The organism is Actinomadura coerulea (assembly GCF_014208105.1).
Classification (GTDB): Bacteria; Actinomycetota; Actinomycetes; order Streptosporangiales; family Streptosporangiaceae; genus Spirillospora; species Spirillospora coerulea.
In genome coordinates this window covers 409,540-426,502 of sequence record NZ_JACHMQ010000001.1, presented here as the reverse complement: position 1 = coordinate 426,502, position 16,963 = coordinate 409,540, and the positions used below count along the sequence as shown (strand labels likewise).

Genomic DNA, 16,963 nt, shown 5'->3' with positions numbered 1-16,963 from the left:
ATGTTCCGGCATGCGCGCCAGGTTCGCCAGGACGGGCGTGTCATCCGTCCCACATCGGCCCCGGCGGCCGGACCGGGCGGTGGCCCGGCCGCCGGGCGCGGCGTCAGCGGCTGTCGCTGCCCCCGGAGGCGTCCGCGGCCTGGATGGCCGCGCGGCCCGCCTCCAGCCGCGCCACGGGGATGCGGAACGGCGAGCAGGACACGTAGTCGAGGCCCACCTCATGGCAGAAGTGCACCGAGTCGGGATCGCCGCCGTGCTCGCCGCAGATGCCGAGTTTGAGGCCGGGCCGCGCCCGGCGGCCCTCCTCGGCGGCGATCCGCACGAGCCTGCCGACGCCCTCGCGGTCGAGGGTCTCGAACGGCGACACCCCGAAGATCCCGAGCTCCAGGTAGCGCGAGAAGAACGCCGCCTCCACGTCGTCGCGGGAGAAGCCCCAGGTCGTCTGGGTGAGGTCGTTGGTGCCGAAGGAGAAGAACTCGGCGGCCTCGGCGATCTGCCCGGCGGTCAGCGCCGCCCGGGGCAGCTCGATCATCGTGCCGATCAACGCCGGCACGTCGACCCCGCTCGACTCCCGGACCGCGGCGAGGATGCCGCGCGCCTCGTCCCGGACGGCCTCCAGCTCCTGGACCGCCCCGACCAGCGGGATCATGATCTCCGGGCGCGGGTCGCCGCCCGCCCGCCGGCGCGCCGCCGCGGCCTCCGCGATCGCGCGCACCTGCATCCCGAACAGACCGGGAATCACCAAACCCAGCCGCACGCCGCGCAGGCCCAGCATAGGGTTCTGCTCGTGCAGTCGGTTGACTGCTTCGAGCAGTCTCCGGTCCTTGGCGTCCGCTTCGTCGCCCGCGAGCGCGACCCTGACCGACAGCTCGGTGATGTCGGGGAGGAACTCGTGCAGCGGCGGGTCGATGAGCCGGATGGTGACGGGCAGTCCGTCCATCGCCTCGAAGATGCCCTCGAAGTCGCTCTTCTGGTGCGGCTCCAGGGCGTCCAGCGCGGCCTGCCGCTCGTCGTCGTCCTCGGCGAGGATGAGCTCCTCGACGAGCTGCCGCCGGTCGCCGAGGAACATGTGCTCGGTGCGGCACAGCCCGATGCCGGCGGCGCCGAACCTGCGGGCCCGGGCGGAGTCCTCCGGGTTGTCGGCGTTCGCGCGGACCTTCAGCGCGGCCCGGGCGTCGGCGTGCTCCATGACCCGGTGCACGGCCTTGACGAGGTCGTCGCCGTCCCCGACCGGGAGCTGCCCCTCGAAGTAGCGGACGACGGGCGAGTCCTCGACCGCCACCTCCCCGAGGTAGACGTCGCCGGACGACCCGTCGATCGAGATGACGTCGCCCTCCCGGACCGTGACGCCGCCGGGCGCGGTGAAGTGGCCGCCCTTGACGTCGACGTCGAGCTCCTCGGCGCCGCACACGCACGTCTTGCCCATGCCGCGCGCGACGACCGCGGCGTGCGAGGTCTTGCCGCCGCGGGAGGTCAGGACGCCCCTGGCCGCGACCATGCCGGCGAGGTCGTCGGGGTTGGTCTCGCGGCGGACGAGGATCACCTCCTCCCCCCGCCCGGCGAGCTCCACGGCCCGCTCGGAGGTGAACACGGCCTTTCCGACGGCCGCGCCGGGCGAGGCGTTCATGCCCTTGGTGATCTTCTTGACCCCGTCCACCCGGTCGGTGAAGCGGGGGAACATCAGCTGGGCGAGCTGGTCGCCGGTGACGCGGCGGGCGGCCTCGTCCAGGTCGATGAGCCCCTGGTCGAGCAGCTGGCAGGCGATCCGGAACGCCGCGCCGGCGGTCCGCTTGCCGACCCGGGTCTGCAGCATCCACAGCTTCCCGCGCTCGATCGTGAACTCGATGTCGCACATGTCGCGGTAGTGGTTCTCCAGCGTCTCCATGATCTCGAGAAGCCGGTCGTAGGACGCCTTGTCGATGCGCTCCAGTTCCTTCAGGGGGACGGTGTTGCGGATGCCCGCGACGACGTCCTCGCCCTGGGCGTTCTGCAGGTAGTCGCCGTAGATGCCCTGCTGCCCGGACGCGGGGTCGCGGGTGAAGGCCACGCCCGTCCCCGAGTCCAGCCCCATGTTGCCGAAGACCATCGAGCAGATGTTGACGGCCGTGCCGAGGTCGACGGGGATGCGCTCCTGCCGCCGGTAGAGGATGGCGCGGGGCGCGTTCCAGGAGTCGAACACCGCCTCGACGGCAAGGTCCATCTGCTCGCGCGGATCGGTCGGGAACTCTCGACCCGCCTTCTCCCGTACGATGACCTTGAACCGGTCGACGAGCTCCCTGAGGTCCCCGGCGGTCAGGTCGCCGTCGTCGTCGCTGCCCCGGGCCCGCTTGACGTCCTCGACGGCGTCCTCGAACAGGTCGCCGTCGATGTCCATGACGGTCTTGCCGAACATCTGGATCAGCCGGCGGTAGGAGTCCCACGCGAAACGCTCGTCGCCCGCCTGCGAGGCGAGGCCGTGCACGGACTCGTCGTTCAACCCGACGTTGAGGACGGTCTCCATCATGCCCGGCATGCTGAACTTGGCGCCGGACCGCACGCTGACAAGGAGAGGGTCGTCGCTCTGGCCGAGCTTCTTGCCCATCGCCGACTCCAGGGCGGCCAGGTGCCGGTTCACCTCGTCCGCCAGGCCGTCGGGCAGGCTCCCGTGCTCAAGGTAGTGCCGGCAGGCCTCCGCGGTGATCGTGAACCCCGGCGGCACGGGCAGGCCGAGATTGGTCATCTCGGCCAGGTTGGCGCCCTTGCCCCCCAGGAGGTCCTTGAGGTCCTTGTTTCCCTCAGTGAAGTCGTACACGAACTTCCGCACGGGGAGCTCCTTCTCGCTCCGGTTCCACCCAGTGGCAGTTCCGGGCCCGCCTCCGCGGGGCGCGCGGCGACGCGTCACCCCAGGCGGCGGCGGGTCCGCTGCCCTGTTTGCCGGGACTGTACCCGCGAACCCGGGACTTGCTCGGCGCCCGGTGCGCCGAGGGAAGTTATCCCAGCTCAGACCGCGGATAGTGGTCTATTCCAATAGGAAGACCAGGGACACACCGCTCAAACCGCACCACCCGGGCGCCCCGTCCCGGGGGGCGGCCCGTACCCAAGACACGCCCATCGCGCGGGAGAGGGAATGATGAATCAAGGAGGTGACGTTGTGAGGCCGAAGGTCGCCGGCGGCCGGGCGGGAGATCCGTTCGCCCCCATCGCCGATTTCGGGTTCCTGTCCGACTGCGAGACGACCGCCCTGGTCGCGCCCAGCGGCAACATCGAGTGGATGTGCCTGCCGAGGATGGACTCGCCCAGCGTGTTCGGCTCCATCCTGGACCGTGACGCCGGATACTTCCGGGTCGGCCCGGCGGGCGTGGAGGTGCCCGCCGCGCAGCGCTACATCCCGGGGACCATGGTGATGGAGACCACCTGGTGGGTGCACGGCGGCTGGCTGGTCGTGACGGACGCTCTGCTCATGGGCCCGTGGCACCACGAGACGGAACGGTCCCACACCCACCGCAGGGCGCCCACCGACTACGACGCCGACCACGTTCTGCTGCGGATGGTGCGGTGCGTGAACGGGCAGGTGCAGGTCCGCCTCGACTGCATGCCGGTGTTCGACTACGGGCAGACGCCGGCGCGCTGGGAGCACACCGGCTCCGGCTACCACGAGGCCGCCGCGCGCGGCAACGGCGTCGGGCTGCGGCTCACCACCGACATGAACGTCGGTTTCGAGGGGTCGCTCGCCACGTCCCGGACGCTGCTGAAGCAGGGCGAGTCCCGGTTCGTCGCGCTGTCCTGGAGCGAGCACGCGGCGCCCTCGTCGTGGGAGGAGGCGCAGGAGCGGCTCGTCTGGACCGTCCACCACTGGCAGCACTGGCTCGACCGGGGCCGCTTCCCCGACCATCCGTGGCGCAGCCACCTGCAGCGCAGCGCGCTGACGCTGAAGGGGCTGACGTTCGCCCCGTCCGGCGCGGTCGCGGCCGCGGCGACGACGTCGCTGCCGGAGACGCCGGGCGGCGACCGGAACTGGGACTACCGCTACACCTGGATCCGCGACTCCACGATGGCCCTCTGGGCGTTCTACACGCTCGGCTACGACTGGGAGGCCAACGACTTCTTCTACTTCATCACCGACGTCGCCGAGGCCGCCGAGGGCAAGCTGCAGATCATGTACGGGCTGGACGGGCGCGAGGAGCTGCCCGAGTCCACGCTCGACCACCTCACCGGCTACGACAACGCCCGCCCGGTGCGCATCGGCAACGAGGCGTACATGCAGGCGCAGCATGACGTCTGGGGCGCGATCATCGGCTCCATCTACCTGTTCGTGCGCAAGCGGGACCGGCTCGACGACCGGCTGTGGAAGATCGTCGTCAAGCAGGTCGAGGACGCCCTCGCCAACTGGCGGACGCCCGACTGCGGCATGTGGGAGGTGCGCGGCGAACCGCAGCACTTCACCTCCTCCAAGGTGTTCTGCTGGGTCGCGGCCGACCGCGGGGCCCGGCTCGCCCGCATCCGCGGGGACCAGGAGCGGGCGCTGCGCTGGCAGGCCGCGGCCGACGAGATCCACGCCGACGTGCTCGCCAACGCGCTGGACGAGCGCGGCGTCTTCACCGCCCACTACGGCGCGACGGCGCTGGACGCCTCAGCGCTGCTGATCCCGCTGCTCGGTTTCCTCCCCGCCGACGACAAGCGCGTCCGGGAGACCGTCCTCGCCATCGCCGACGAACTGTCGGAGGACGACCTCGTCCTGCGCTACCGCGCGGCGGAGACCGACGACGGGTTCGAGTCCGACGAGGGCACGTTCACGATCTGCTCCTTCTGGCTGGTCAGCACCCTGGTGATGGTCGGCGAGCTGGAGCGGGCCCGCGCCCTGTGCGAGAAGCTGCTGTCCTACGCGAGCCCGCTGCAGCTGTACGCCGAGGAGATCGACCCGCACACCGGCCGCCACCTCGGCAACTTCCCGCAGGCGTTCACCCACCTGGCGCTGATCAACGCCGTCATGCAGGTGATCAGGGCGGAGAACCCCCAGGACCAGCCGCCCCTGGCCTGACCCCCGGACCCGTGGCCGGGCCCCTTCCCCGGCCACGGGATCACTTGATCACGACTCGACGACGACCGCCCGAAAGGCCGGTTTTTACCGATTTTCCGGCCTACGGTTTCGCCGTGACCACGCCACCACCTCCTGACGACGTCCCGGACGGCCCCGCGATGGATCCCGCCTGGGCACCTCCCGACACGCCCACGTCCGACGCGGACTCCACGCCCGGTCCGGCCGACGCGCCCTCGCCGGCGGATGGCGCGGACGAGACCTCGCCCGCGGACGGTCCGGATCCCTCGCCCATCGCGGGCGAGCGGCCCGACCGGGCGCGGACGAACGGCTTCGCCATCGCCGCCCTGGTCACCGGTGCCGTGGGCCTGGTCCTGTTCGCGATCGCCTTCGCCGTCGCCGCCCTGGTGCAGATCCGCCGCCGGGGAGGCGGCGGCAGAGGCCTCGCTCTCGGTGGGCTCGGCGCCTCGGCGGCCTGGCTCGCGGCAGCGGCGATCATCGCGGCGCTGTTCGGCCGCTCGCTGTTCTCGGCCGCAGAAGGAGAGGCCGACCCGCGTCAGCGGGACGGCTACGTGCTGTCGTCGACCCTGAGGGTGGGTGACTGCTTCACGGCGCAGACCCATGACTCGGCCGATCCGTACGTGTATCCCCTCCCCTGTGCCAGCCCCCACAACGGTGAGGTGGTCGCCGAGGCGCCGCTCCCCGCCGGCCCCTTCCCCGGAGTCGGACGGCTCACCGCCCGGGCGGCGGCGCTGTGCGAGGAACGCACCCCGGACAACGTGAAGAAGGTCGTGGACGACGATTTCGACGCGCGGGCCGAGCTCCCCAAGCGCAAGGACTGGGAGAGCGGGAAGCGGACTGTGACGTGCACGCTCGTCTACGTCGGCGAGGACAAGGCGCTCACCGCACCGCTCAGCCGCTCCGTGATCACTCCCCGGCACGAGGCGATGTTCGAGCAGGGCGTCTGCCTGGAGAAGTGGGACGACAACATGACCCCTCCGGTCGTGGACTGCGATCTGCCGCATCAGTTCCAGCTGCTGGCGACGTACAAGCTCCAGGACAAGGAGTACCCGGGCAGAAGGAAACTCGAGAAGATGGTCTTGGAGGGCTGCGCGAAGCGGGCGGCGGACATCTGGGGGGCCGACCCGCCGCTCGACCGCGTCTACCCCACGTTCTCCACGCCGACCAAGCAGCAGTGGAGACGCGGCTATCGGGACGTGTACTGCCTGATCACGGGCAAGAAGGGGCCGCTCAATCGGTCATTCGTGCCGAAGAAGTGACGTCCCCGCCGGGCCGTCGCCGGGGCGGGCGGCGGCCCGGCGGGCGTCAGACGACGGCGCCCGAGTCGTCGGGGGTGCGGCGGACGGGCCTGGACTTCTGCTTGGGCCGGGGCGGCGGGGCCTTCGTGCGGCGCTCCAGGACGACGGCCAGCGGCGTCGCGGTGAAGACGCTGGAGTAGGTGCCGACGACGATGCCGATCAGGAGCGCGACGGCGAAGTCGGTCAGGGAGTCTCCGCCGAGGACCGCCAGCGCCGCCAGGATGAACAGGGCGCCCACGCCGGTGTTGATCGTCCGCGGGACCGTCTGCAGCGTGCCGCGGTTGGCGATGTCGGCGAACCTCCCCTTGGGGTTCGCGGCCCACATCTCCCGGACGCGGTCGAACACGACGACCGAGTCGTTCACCGAGTAGCCGATGACCGTGAGCAGCGCGGCGAGGAAGACGCCGTCGATCGGCTTGCCCAGCCAGGCGAAGATCCCGGTGACGATCGCGATGTCGTGGAACATGGCGAGCACCGAGCCCGTGGCGAACGTCCAGCGGAACCGGATCGTCAGGTAGGCGAGCTGGGCCAGCAGGGCCACGCCGAGGGCGATGAGGGCCTTGGTCCGCAGCTCCTCGCCCAGGCTGGGGCCGATCAGCTCGTCGCGCTGCTTGGCGGCGCCGCCGCCCTCCTTCGCGAGGGCGTCCTGGATGCGCTTCTCCTCCGCGTTGCTCAGGTCGGCCGTCCTGACCGAGATGTCGTCCTTCCCCGAGGTCTGGACGACGGCGCGCGGGAACCCGGCCTCGGCGACGGCGGCGCGGGCGGCGTCGATGTCGACGTGCCTGGAGGTGGAGTACTCGACCAGGCGGCCGCCGGTGAACTCCACGCCGAAGTTCAGGCCGCGGGCGAAGATCCCCGTGACGGCGAGGACGACGGCGAGCGCGGAGACGCCGAGCCACAGGCGGCTGCGCTTCATCAGGTCGGGGCCGCTGTCCTCCAGCCACCGGCGGATGCGGCCGGCGCCGCCGATGCCGCCCCATCTGCCCTTGCTGAGCCGGGGCATGCGCGCGGCGGCGGCGTCGGTGAGGACCCGGCTCAGCAGCATCGCGGAGACGAGGGAGCCCAGCACGCCGATGGTCAGCGTGACGCCGAAGCCCCTGACCGGCCCGGAGGCCAGGAAGAACAGCAGTCCGGCGGCCAGCACGGTGGTGGCGGCCGAGTCGGCGATCGCCGACCACGCCTTGCCGAACCCGACGGCCAGCGCCGTCCGCGCGCTGCGGCCCGGCGCCGCGGCGCGCTCCTCTCTGGCGCGCTCGAAGGCCAGCACGTTGGCGTCGATCGCCATGCCGATGGCCAGGACGAACCCGGCGAGGCCCGGCAGCGTCAGGGTGGCGCCGACCGCGACGAGGGCGCCGTAGGAGATCAGCGCGTACCCGGCGAGCGCGACCGTGGCGAGCAGGCCCGCCAGCCGGTAGACGGCCACGATGAACAGGCCGGTGAGGACGATGCCGATGACGGCGGCGCGGGCGCTGGCGTCGATCGCCTCGTCGCCGAGCGTCGGGCCGACCACCCGCTGCTCGATGATCTTCACGGGGACGGGCAGGGAGCCGCCCTGGATGAGCGCCGCGAGGTCCTTGGCCTCGGCGGGGCTGAAGTCCCCGGTGATCTGGGTGGAGCCGCCGGTGATGCCGACCCCGCAGGCGACGCTCTCGGTGACCTGCGGCGAGGAGATCACCTTGCCGTCCAGCACGATCGCGACGCGGCGCTCGTCGCCGGCCGCGCAGGCGGCCTTGGCGGTCAGCCGCTCCCAGGTGGCGCCGCCGCCGTCCTTGAACCGGACGTCGACGGCCCAGCCGCCGAGGTTCTGCGGGTCGTAGGAGGCGCTCGCCGAGCCGATCCCGGCGCCGGTGAGCGCGGCGGGGCCGATCAGGATCCGCTGCCCGCTCTCGTCGGGGATCAGCTGCTGCCCCCGCGCGGGCGTGCCGGTGGCCGCCAGGACCGGATGGGCGGTGAGCTGCGCGGTCTTGCCGATGGCGGCGGCCGCGCGGGTCGGGTCCTGGACGTCCGGCAGCTCGACGATCAGCCGCCGGTCGCCGGACCGGGTGATGGACGACTCGGCGACCCCGAGCGCGTCGACGCGCCGGTGCAGCACCTCGCGGGCGCGGTCGGTGGACTCCCGGTCGGCCTTCACGGCCGGGGAGTCCTGCGTCTCCAGGACGATCTGGGTGCCGCCGCGGAGGTCGAGGCCGAGGCGGGCGGGTTTGGACCAGGCGAAGTAGAACGATGTGGCGAGCACGGCGAACGCCAGTACCGCCCGCACCACGTTGGCGCGAGTCAAGGGGTACCTCCACGCAGGGTTTCGGCACCGCACGCCTGGGTGCGGCACCGGGGACAGAGAGCTCAGATCCCTGTGGAGGCGGGCGGCGCGCGCCCGCGCGGGGCGCCCCTGGGCGCGACGTCCGGCGCGACGTGCGCGGAACCGGCCCGGACGAGGCGTCCGGACGGGGGCCGGGTCTCGTCGCCGGACGCGGGGGGCGTCGCGTGCTCGTGCTGGACGTACGGCGCCGCCGCCCCCGCGGCGCGGAGAGCGGTGGCGGCGGTCTGCGTGCGTCCGGCGGTGCGCGTCTTGCTGGCGATCCTGGTGCGGGCGGGCCCCTGGAGGACCGCCCCGGTCCGGACGCCGGAGACCGTGCCGGTGGAGGACGCCCGGCCGTGCGTGCCGCCGCCGGCCGGCATGCCCGCGCCGACCGGGCCGGCGACGAAGCCGAGGAGGCCGAGCACGACGACGAGCAGCCGCGCGAGGGGCCGCCGGAAGGCGGGATGGTGCGCGTCGCCCATTCCGCCCTCCTCCCCCGGACACCGGCGGGTCGCTCGCCCGGCCGTTCCCGCCAACCTAGCCCACTTTCCCCCGGGCGGTGCCCGTCCTGACCCAGCAGGGGAAAGGCCTGAAAGCAGGCCCGTCAAGGAGGGGTCGCGTGACAAAGACCTTGCCCGCCCCCGGGCACGCGGCCTTACCAGCAGACACTGGCTGGTGTCCCGATCCGGCCAGCCGGCAGTCCGCCGTCCGCCATTGCCCACGCGTTTTATGCGAATTACTTTCGCGTATGCCCACCCCGAACCGGACAGAGGAGTCTCCGGTGGCACGAATCAGACAGACCGCGATCGTCGGAACCGCCGCACTGGCCGTCCTCGCCGCGGGGGTCGCCCCCGCGTACGCAGCGGGCACGACCATCCGCAAGGGCTCGGCCACGGCCGCCGCCTACTCCGGCAAGGTGCAGGCCTCGCTGCTCGGCACCGCGACGGTCAGCAGCTCGATCGGCAGCGGCTCCTGCAGCCAGTCGACGATGACCGGCTCCATCAACGCCGACGGCAGCGCGCTGAACGTCAGCGCCGCCACCTTCACCGGCACCGGCGGCGGTCCCTGCAGCGGCAGCACCAGCTCGACGATCACCGCGCAGAACCTGCCCTGGACGGGCGGCAACGTCACCTTCGATCCCGCGCACACCGGCGGCCGGGACGCCACCGTCACGATCGCGAACTTCAAGGTGAAGGCCGTGGTGGACATCTTCGGCGGCATCACCTGCGTGTTCGGCGGCAACCTCACCGCCAACGGCTACAACGGCGACAACGGCTCGCGGCCGGTCACCACCAGCAGCGACGCGCAGGTCGGCGTGAAGAACGCGACGGTCAGCAAGCAGTCGGGCAGCAGCTTCCTCTGCCCGTCCACCGCCACCGTGACCGCCACGTACGCGCTGCGCGGCGAGGCGGTCGCCGGATCCGGCACCTACAACCAGGCCCTCTACGTCACGAGCTGACCGGAGGTCGGAACGGAGCTCCCGCGGAGGGCCGCAGCCGTCCTCCGACGCGCTCCCGGCAGAAGACGGGCCGCCCCATCCGGGGCGGCCCGTCGCGTCGTCACCGGGACACCGCCCGGAGCGGGGTCAGCAGCCGACGAGCTGCGCGGCGAGGAACGACTCGACCTGGCTGAGCGCGATGCGCTCCTGGCTCATCGAGTCGCGCTCCCGGACGGTCACCGCGTCGTCCTCCAGGGTGTCGAAGTCGACGGTGACGCAGAACGGGGTGCCGATCTCGTCCTGGCGCCGGTAGCGGCGGCCGATGGCCCCCGCGTCGTCGAAGTCGACGTTCCAGTTGCGGCGCAGCTGCGCGGCGAGGTCGCGGGCCTTCGGGGACAGGTCGCTGTTGCGCGACAGCGGCAGCACCGCGACCTTCACCGGGGCGAGCCGCCGGTCGAGCCGCATGACGGCGCGCTTCTCCATCTTGCCCTTGGCGTTGGGCGCCTCGTCCTCGGCGTAGGCGTCCATCATGAAGGTGAGCGTGCAGCGGTCGACGCCCGCCGCGGGCTCGATCACGAACGGGGTGAACCGCTCGCCGGACTCCTGGTCGAAGAACGACAGGTCGGCGCCGGACGCCTTGGAGTGCGTCGTCAGGTCGTAGTCGGTGCGGTTGGCGATGCCCTCCAGCTCGCCCCACTCGCTGCCGACGAAGTCGAAGCGGTACTCCACGTCGACGGTGCGCTTGGAGTAGTGGGACAGCTTCTCCTGCGGGTGCTCGAACAGCCGCAGGTTCTCCTTGCGGATGCCGAGGTCGACGTACCACTGCATGCGCTCGTCGATCCAGTACTGGTGCCATTCCTCGTCGCTGCCGGGCTTGACGAAGAACTCCATCTCCATCTGCTCGAACTCGCGGGTCCGGAAGATGAAGTTGCCGGGCGTGATCTCGTTGCGGAACGACTTGCCGACCTGGCCGATGCCGAACGGCACCTTGCGGCGCGCGGACTGCTGGACGTTCAGGTAGTTGATGAAGATGCCCTGCGCGGTCTCGGGACGCAGGTAGGCCAGGCCCGACTCGTCCTCGACGGGGCCGAGGTAGGTCTTGAGCAGCCCGTTGAACATCTTCGGCTCGGTGAACGAGCCCTTCACGCCGCAGTTGGGGCAGGAGATGTCGGCGAGGCCGTTCGCGGGCGGGCGGCCGTGCTTCTCCTCGTAGGCCTCCTCCAGGTGGTCGGCCCGGAAGCGCTTGTGGCAGGACTGGCACTCGGTGAGCGGGTCGACGAACGCCTGGACGTGGCCGCTGGCCTCCCAGACCTCGCGCGCCAGGATGACGCACGAGTCGAGGCCGACGACGTCGTCGCGGCCCTGCACCATCGACTTCCACCACTGGCGCTTGACGTTGTTCTTCAGCTCGACGCCGAGGGGGCCGTAGTCCCAGGAGGCGCGGAGCCCGCCGTAGATCTCGCTCGACGGGTAGACCAGGCCCCGCCGCTTGGCGAGGTTGACGATCGTGTCCAGCACATCGGAACGGCGTGCCATGAAAGATTCTCCATCCGGCTGGCGGTCGGCGGGAACAGTGAGTGCGCCCCGGTCCCGCGGCGACGGCGGGCGGCGGCGAGTGTGATCCCCGGTGATGTGCTCCGGCGCGGGCGCCGCCGCCGCCGGAGAGTCCCCCAGCTTAGGGCACCGGGGCCCCTGAGCAGGAACTAGTAAACGCGCCCGTCGACGACATCGCTGTCGATGTTCAGGGTGACCCCGCCGTGCGTCTCCCGATGGCCGCCGCGGTACTGCTTGACCCGGCGGTGCGGCGACCACCAGGCGTCCGGCAGGAACGGGTCCCCGTACACGCTGGCCCGGCGGTCCCAGTTGGCGAACCAGACGCAGGAGGGCTTGCTGATCGAGGACCGGCCCACGTCGCGGATCCCGGACTTGGAGCTGCTGTAGAGGCACGGCTTGTAGCCCTCGGTCTTCAGCCGGTCGACCCAGTTGTCGACGAACCGCAGGACGGCGGCCCGGCAGGCGCTCTTCTTGTGGTCGTAGGCCTCCATGTCGTAGTAGAGCGGCTTGCTCGCCGGGATGCCGAGCGCCCTGGCCCTTCGGGCGGCGTCCGCGGCCGCCTGGGTGCCCTGCCAGGCGGCGCTCCTGGCGGTGAAGCGCTGGGGGCGGCTGCCGCACGGCGCCTGGAGGCCCACGTAGGTGGCGGTGAGGCGGTAGCCCATGGCCCGCACCTGCCTCACCCACGACGCGGTGAGGTTCGGCTGGGCGCATCCCCGCGCCGCTCCGCCGATGTAGATGTTGGTGACCTTGAACGAGGGCCGCCAGGCCCTCATGGTCGCCAGGGACGGGGCGGTGCAGGTGTCGAAGCCCTTGCCGCGCACCCAGGAGCGCTCCAGAGCGGTCCCCTGGCTGGAGGGCGGACTCTCGTCGGCCACCGGCGCCTTGGGCGGCACCGGGCCTCCGCTGGGGGCCGTCCCCTCGGCCGGCGCCGTGGGCACGCCGGTCGCCATCCGGCGGACGTCCGGCTTGGCCGGCGCGGCGGTCCACCGGCCGGACAGCCGGGTGCCGCGCAGCAGCCGCTGGAGCGCCTCCGGGTCACTGCCGTACACCCCGGTGATCGTGACTCCGGCCTCGGGCAGGGTGAGCCGCGTCTCGTGGTCGGCGGTCCGCGGCACGGTCAGCGAGGCGAGCTTGTCTGCGTGCACGACGGTCCGCGCGCTCCGCCCGTCCCCGGCGGGCTGGATGTGGACGGCCTCGGTGCGGCCGACGGCGCGCGCCGGGCAGTCCGGCTGCGGGCCGGGGCGGCCGAGGTAGACGGCGTGCCGGTCGTAGCGGACGCACCGGGTCGGGTGCCGGTCGAGCCGGTGGACCTCCCAGCCGGCCGGAACGGGGACGCGCAGCCCCCGGTACTCGACCACGCGGCCGTGCGGGCCCTCAGCGCTCCCGGCCGTCCCGCTCAGGGCGAGCGAGGCGGCCTGGTGGGGCGCGAGCCGCGCGGGGGCCGTCCCGGCGACGGTGAGGGCGGCGGCGACGGCCGCCGCCCCGGACGACACACTGAACAGGACGGCATGGCGCATCACATTCTCCCCCGCAGGCCACGGCATGATCACGTGCGGCAAGGATGACCTTGGCGGAGGCGGCCAAACCGGGAGGGGTCGCTTCTTGACCGCCGATTGCCCGCATTCTGACCAGGCCCGCGAGGGGCGGCCGCTCAGGCTGAGGAGACCACCTCGTAGGCGCCGGGCTCGTCCACGGCGAGGGCGGCGAGCGGCATGAACCGGAGCCGCACCTCGTAGGCGCCGAGCGCGCGGCGGTAGTGCCCGGCGCCCTCCCACTCGGTGACGAGGGCCCACAGCCCGGGGTCGTCGACGGTCCGGGCGAGGCGGCCGGAGCGGAAGCCGGTGCTCGCGGCCAGGGCCTCCAGCACCGCGGTCATGCTCTCGGCGAAGCCGCCGGACTCCTCGTCCGGGACCCGGTACCGGGTTATCGCGATCATCCGTCCATCCTGGCAGTACGTTGGGCCTGTGGAGACGAGAGGTGAGCGGCCGACCGGGCTGCGGGCGGCCGTCGAGCGGCGCAGCGCGGCGCCGGTGGTGTTCCTGCACCGGATGCCGCGGTGGGTCCTGCTCGCCGCCGTGTTCGTGCTGCTGGTGGTCGGCATGGCCGGAACCGGCTGGGTGGCCGCGGCCGGGCTGCTGGTGCTCGCCGCCGCGCTCGGCTGGTTCGCCTACCTGAACTGGCCCACGCTGGACGGTCCGGGAAGGATCCTGCGCCTCGCCGCGCTGGCCGTCCTGGTGGGATTCGCCCTGGGACGCGGCATCGGTCGGTTTTGACAACCGTTTTCATCTTCGTCCATAATCGCGATGTGCCCCCACTCCGCGCAGCCCTGCGAACCGCGCCGGCGGCGGCGCTCGCCCTGGCCGGGTTCGCGGCGGGCCTGACGGCCTGCGCCGACGCCGACGCCGGCGCCGACGTCCCGCCCGGCAGGACCGCGGTGGTCGCGTCCTTCTACCCGATGGCCTGGCTCGCCGGGAAGGTCGGCGGCGGCGACGTGTCCGTCCGGACGCTCACCAGGCCCGGAACCGAGCCGCACGACCTGGAGCTGACGGCGCGGCAGGTCGCGAACGTCCAGGACGCCGACTACGCCGTCTACGTCAAGGGCGTCCAGCCCGCCGTGGACGACGCGGTCCGCAAACACGCGAAGGGCAGGTCACTCGACGCGGCGAGCCTCGTCCCGAAGCTCCCCCCGCCCGGCGAGACCGACGACGAGGAGGCCCACGACGGCCTACGGCACCGCGAGGCGTCCTACGACCCGCACATCTGGCTCGACCCGAGCCGGATGGCGACCGTGGCCGCCGCGCTGGGCGAGCGGCTGGCCGCCGCCGACCCCGCCCACGCGGCCGGCTACCGGGAGCGCGCCCGCGCCACGGCACAGGCGCTGACCGGCCTCGACCGCGAGTTCCAGGACGGCCTGCGGTCCTGCGCGCGCCGGGAGATCGTCACCGCGCACGCCGCGTTCGGCTACCTCGCGGCCCGCTACCGGCTCCGGCAGATCCCGGTCGCGGGCGTGGACCCGTCCGGCGAACCGTCCCCGAAGAGGCTGGCCGGGCTGGTGCGGCTCGTCTCCTCCACCGGCGCGACGACGGTCTTCACCGAGACCCTGGCCAGCACGAGGGTGGCCGCGAGCCTGGCGCGGGAGGCGGGCGTGCGGACGGCCGTCCTCGACCCGGCCGAGGGCCCGCCGGAAAGCGCGTCCGGCGACTACATGACGATCATGCGAGAAAACCTGCGGACCCTGCGGCCCGCCCTGGAGTGCTCATGAACGACACCACCGCCCCGCCGCTGGCGATGACCGGCGGCCTCGTCCGGCGGGACGGCCGCGCGGTGCTCGCGGGCGTCGACCTGCGGGTGGAGGCCGGCGACGTGCTCGCCGTCCTCGGCCCGAACGGGGCGGGCAAGTCCACGCTCGTCAAGGCGCTGCTCGGGCTCGTCCCGCTGGCCGCCGGCCGGACGGAGATCTTCGGCGAGCCGCCCGCGCGGTTCCGCGACTGGAGGCGCGTCGGGTACGTGCCGCAGCGGCTGCCGATGGGCGGCGGCGTCCCGGCGACGGTCCGCGAGATCGTGGCGTCCGGCCGGGTGGCCCGGCGGTCGCGCTGGCGGCCCGCGCCGCTCGCCGACCGGGCGGCCGACCGCGCCGCCGTCGACCGCGCCCTGGAGACGGTCGGGCTCGCCGGGCGGGCCCGCGACTCGGCGCACCTGCTGTCGGGCGGCCAGCAGCAGCGGGTGCTGATCGCCCGCGCCCTCGCCGGCGAACCCGACGTGTTCGTGATGGACGAGCCGACCGCCGGCGTGGACGCCGGCAGCCAGGCGGCGCTCGCGTCGGCCCTCGCCGCGCTGGCCCGAGCCGGTCGCACGGTCGTCCTCGTCGCGCACGAGCTCGGGCCGATGGAGCCGCTCGTCACCCGCACGGTCGAGCTCGGGCACGGCCGCGTCGTCCGCGAGACCGCCCGGCAGACTCTCGAAAGGCCCGCGTGAGCGAGATGCTGCAGTACGACTTCATGCGCGTCGCCCTGGCCATGGCGGTGCTGATCGGGCTGACCGCCCCCGCCGTGGGCACGTTCGTGGTCCAGCGCAGGCTGTCCCTGCTCGGCGACGGCATCGGCCACATCGCGCTGACCGGCATCGGGCTGGGGCTGCTCACCAGCACCTCCCCCGTCCTCGGCGCGCTGGTGGTGTCGGTCCTCGGCGCCGTCGCGATCGAGGTCCTGCGGGCGCGCAGCCGCAGCGGCGCGGACGCCGTGCTCGCCCTGCTGTTCTACGGCGGGCTGGCGGGCGGTGTCATCCTGACGAGCGTCGACGGCGGCGGCTCGGCGGGCCTGCAGTCCTACCTGTTCGGCTCGATCAGCAGCGTGACGGTGAGCGACCTGTACGTCGTCGCGGGGCTCGCCGCGGTCGTGCTGGCGATCGTCGCGGTGTTCGGCCGCGAGCTGTTCCTGCTCTGCCAGGACGAGGAGCTCGCGCGGGCGGCCGGGCTGCCCGTCCGGTTCCTCAGCGTGCTGATCGCCGCGACCGCCGCGGTCACGGTGGTGATCTCGATGCGCGCGATCGGCCTGCTGCTCGTGAGCGCGCTGATGGTCGTCCCGGTGGCCGCGGCGCAGCAGCTCACGCGGGGATTCTGGAGCACCATGCTGGCCGCGACGGGGATCGGTGTACTGTCGGCCGTGGCGGGCCTGGCGGGTTCCTTCCAGTACGATCTTCCCCCGGGCCCCTCGATCGTGCTGCTGGCGCTGGCGGTGTTCGTGGCCGCGGTCGCCGGGGGCTCGGTGGTGCGCCGCCGGCGTTCCCGCGCCGCGGCCGATGCCGTGACCGCGGGGGGCGACGGGCCCGGCGCCCCGCCGCGCGTGGATGCCGAGGCGGAGGTGCTGAGGGGATGACGACGGCCCGCCGGGACGCGGTACGGCAGGTGCTGGCCGGCTGCGAGGGCTTCCGCAGCGCCCAGGACATCTACGCCGACCTGCGCGCCGACGGTTCCAAGATCGGCCTCACCACCGTCTACCGGGCGCTGCAGGCGCTCAGCGACGCGGGCGAGGTCGACGTGCTGCGCACCGACGAGGGCGAGGCCGTGTACCGCGCCTGCCGCACCGAGCAGCACCACCACCACCTGGTCTGCCGCGACTGCGGACGGACGGTGGAGGTCGAGGGCCCGGCCGTGGAGCGCTGGGCCGACACGATCGCCGCCGAGCACGGCTTCGTCGACATCACCCACACCGTCGAGGTCTTCGGGACGTGCGCGAACTGCGCCGCGAAGCCGTCCTGAAGACCGAAATCCGCGCGCCCGGCAGGCCCTCCGCCCCCGATTCACCCCTGAACTCGGACAAGCCCGGTATTTCACACGCTCTGTA

14 protein-coding genes are annotated in these 16,963 nt (G+C 72.8%); 8 read left to right on the top strand and 6 right to left on the bottom strand.

Features of this window, described 5'->3' with window-relative positions:
• Window positions 1-103 precede the first annotated feature (103 nt).
• Window positions 104-2,803, bottom strand: a complete 2,700-nt coding sequence (ppdK, locus tag BKA00_RS01985) for a pyruvate, phosphate dikinase (RefSeq protein WP_185023295.1) — start codon at window positions 2,801-2,803, stop codon at window positions 104-106.
• A 327-nt stretch (window positions 2,804-3,130) separates the two neighbouring features.
• Between ppdK and BKA00_RS01980 the strand changes: the two genes are divergently transcribed.
• Window positions 3,131-5,017, top strand: a complete 1,887-nt coding sequence (locus BKA00_RS01980) for a glycoside hydrolase family 15 protein (RefSeq protein ID WP_230298515.1) — start codon at window positions 3,131-3,133, stop codon at window positions 5,015-5,017.
• A gap of 113 nt (window positions 5,018-5,130) precedes the next feature.
• A complete protein-coding gene (locus BKA00_RS01975; RefSeq protein ID WP_185023294.1) occupies window positions 5,131-6,294 on the top strand; it encodes a septum formation family protein in 1,164 nt (387 codons plus the stop codon).
• 46 nt (window positions 6,295-6,340) lie between these two features.
• On the opposite strand, the gene secD is transcribed toward BKA00_RS01975, so the two are convergent.
• Both secD and BKA00_RS01965 read right to left on the bottom strand, forming a co-directional pair.
• Complete coding sequence (gene secD, locus BKA00_RS01970) at window positions 6,341-8,611, bottom strand: protein translocase subunit SecD (RefSeq protein WP_185023293.1); 2,271 nt, start codon at window positions 8,609-8,611, stop codon at window positions 6,341-6,343.
• Window positions 8,612-8,673: 62 nt separating this feature from the next.
• Complete coding sequence (locus tag BKA00_RS01965; protein WP_185023292.1) at window positions 8,674-9,111, bottom strand: hypothetical protein; 438 nt, start codon at window positions 9,109-9,111, stop codon at window positions 8,674-8,676.
• A 299-nt stretch (window positions 9,112-9,410) separates the two neighbouring features.
• On the opposite strand from BKA00_RS01965, the gene BKA00_RS01960 reads away from it, so the two are divergent.
• A complete protein-coding gene (locus BKA00_RS01960) occupies window positions 9,411-10,088 on the top strand; it encodes a hypothetical protein (protein ID WP_185023291.1) in 678 nt (225 codons plus the stop codon).
• A 126-nt stretch (window positions 10,089-10,214) separates the two neighbouring features.
• On the opposite strand, the gene BKA00_RS01955 is transcribed toward BKA00_RS01960, so the two are convergent.
• From BKA00_RS01955 to BKA00_RS01945, 3 genes are all read right to left on the bottom strand, one after another.
• Window positions 10,215-11,603, bottom strand: a complete 1,389-nt coding sequence (locus BKA00_RS01955; RefSeq protein WP_185023290.1) for a glycine--tRNA ligase — start codon at window positions 11,601-11,603, stop codon at window positions 10,215-10,217.
• Between the two features lie 167 nt (window positions 11,604-11,770).
• Entirely contained in the window at window positions 11,771-13,138 is a 1,368-nt protein-coding gene (locus BKA00_RS01950) for a DUF1906 domain-containing protein (RefSeq protein WP_185023289.1), read from the bottom strand.
• A 134-nt stretch (window positions 13,139-13,272) separates the two neighbouring features.
• The gene (locus BKA00_RS01945) at window positions 13,273-13,557 is read right to left on the bottom strand and encodes an antibiotic biosynthesis monooxygenase family protein (RefSeq protein ID WP_185023288.1); all 285 of its coding nucleotides are present in this window, start codon (window positions 13,555-13,557) and stop codon (window positions 13,273-13,275) included.
• 28 nt (window positions 13,558-13,585) lie between these two features.
• Here BKA00_RS01945 and BKA00_RS01940 point away from each other — a divergent pair, with 28 nt between their 5' ends.
• From BKA00_RS01940 to BKA00_RS01920, 5 genes are read left to right on the top strand one after another with little or no spacing between them, the layout of a single operon-like run.
• Window positions 13,586-13,894, top strand: a complete 309-nt coding sequence (locus BKA00_RS01940; RefSeq protein WP_185023287.1) for a DUF6703 family protein — start codon at window positions 13,586-13,588, stop codon at window positions 13,892-13,894.
• 32 nt (window positions 13,895-13,926) lie between these two features.
• The gene (locus tag BKA00_RS01935) at window positions 13,927-14,883 is read left to right on the top strand and encodes a metal ABC transporter solute-binding protein, Zn/Mn family (protein ID WP_185023286.1); all 957 of its coding nucleotides are present in this window, start codon (window positions 13,927-13,929) and stop codon (window positions 14,881-14,883) included.
• Window positions 14,880-15,596, top strand: coding sequence for a metal ABC transporter ATP-binding protein (locus BKA00_RS01930; RefSeq protein WP_420829659.1), 717 nt, complete (start codon window positions 14,880-14,882; stop codon window positions 15,594-15,596). Before BKA00_RS01935 ends, BKA00_RS01930 begins: the two co-directional genes overlap by 4 nt.
• Window positions 15,593-16,495, top strand: coding sequence for a metal ABC transporter permease (locus BKA00_RS01925; RefSeq protein WP_185023285.1), 903 nt, complete (start codon window positions 15,593-15,595; stop codon window positions 16,493-16,495). The genes BKA00_RS01930 and BKA00_RS01925 overlap by 4 nt, the downstream gene beginning before the upstream one ends.
• Complete coding sequence (locus BKA00_RS01920) at window positions 16,492-16,878, top strand: Fur family transcriptional regulator (RefSeq protein WP_089312674.1); 387 nt, start codon at window positions 16,492-16,494, stop codon at window positions 16,876-16,878. The genes BKA00_RS01925 and BKA00_RS01920 overlap by 4 nt, the downstream gene beginning before the upstream one ends.
• Window positions 16,879-16,963 lie beyond the last annotated feature (85 nt).

Bases quoted from the DNA above. Each gene is read 5' to 3' on its own strand.
- BKA00_RS01965 (WP_185023292.1), bottom strand. From the start codon at position 9,111: ATGGGCGACGCGCACCATCCCGCCTTCCGGCGGCCCCTCGCGCGGCTG.
- BKA00_RS01955 (WP_185023290.1), bottom strand. From the start codon at position 11,603: ATGGCACGCCGTTCCGATGTGCTGGACACGATCGTCAACCTCGCCAAG.
- BKA00_RS01950 (WP_185023289.1), bottom strand. From the start codon at position 13,138: ATGCGCCATGCCGTCCTGTTCAGTGTGTCGTCCGGGGCGGCGGCCGTC.
- BKA00_RS01945 (WP_185023288.1), bottom strand. From the start codon at position 13,557: ATGATCGCGATAACCCGGTACCGGGTCCCGGACGAGGAGTCCGGCGGC.
- BKA00_RS01930 (WP_420829659.1), top strand. From the start codon at position 14,880: ATGAACGACACCACCGCCCCGCCGCTGGCGATGACCGGCGGCCTCGTC.
- BKA00_RS01920 (WP_089312674.1), top strand. From the start codon at position 16,492: ATGACGACGGCCCGCCGGGACGCGGTACGGCAGGTGCTGGCCGGCTGC.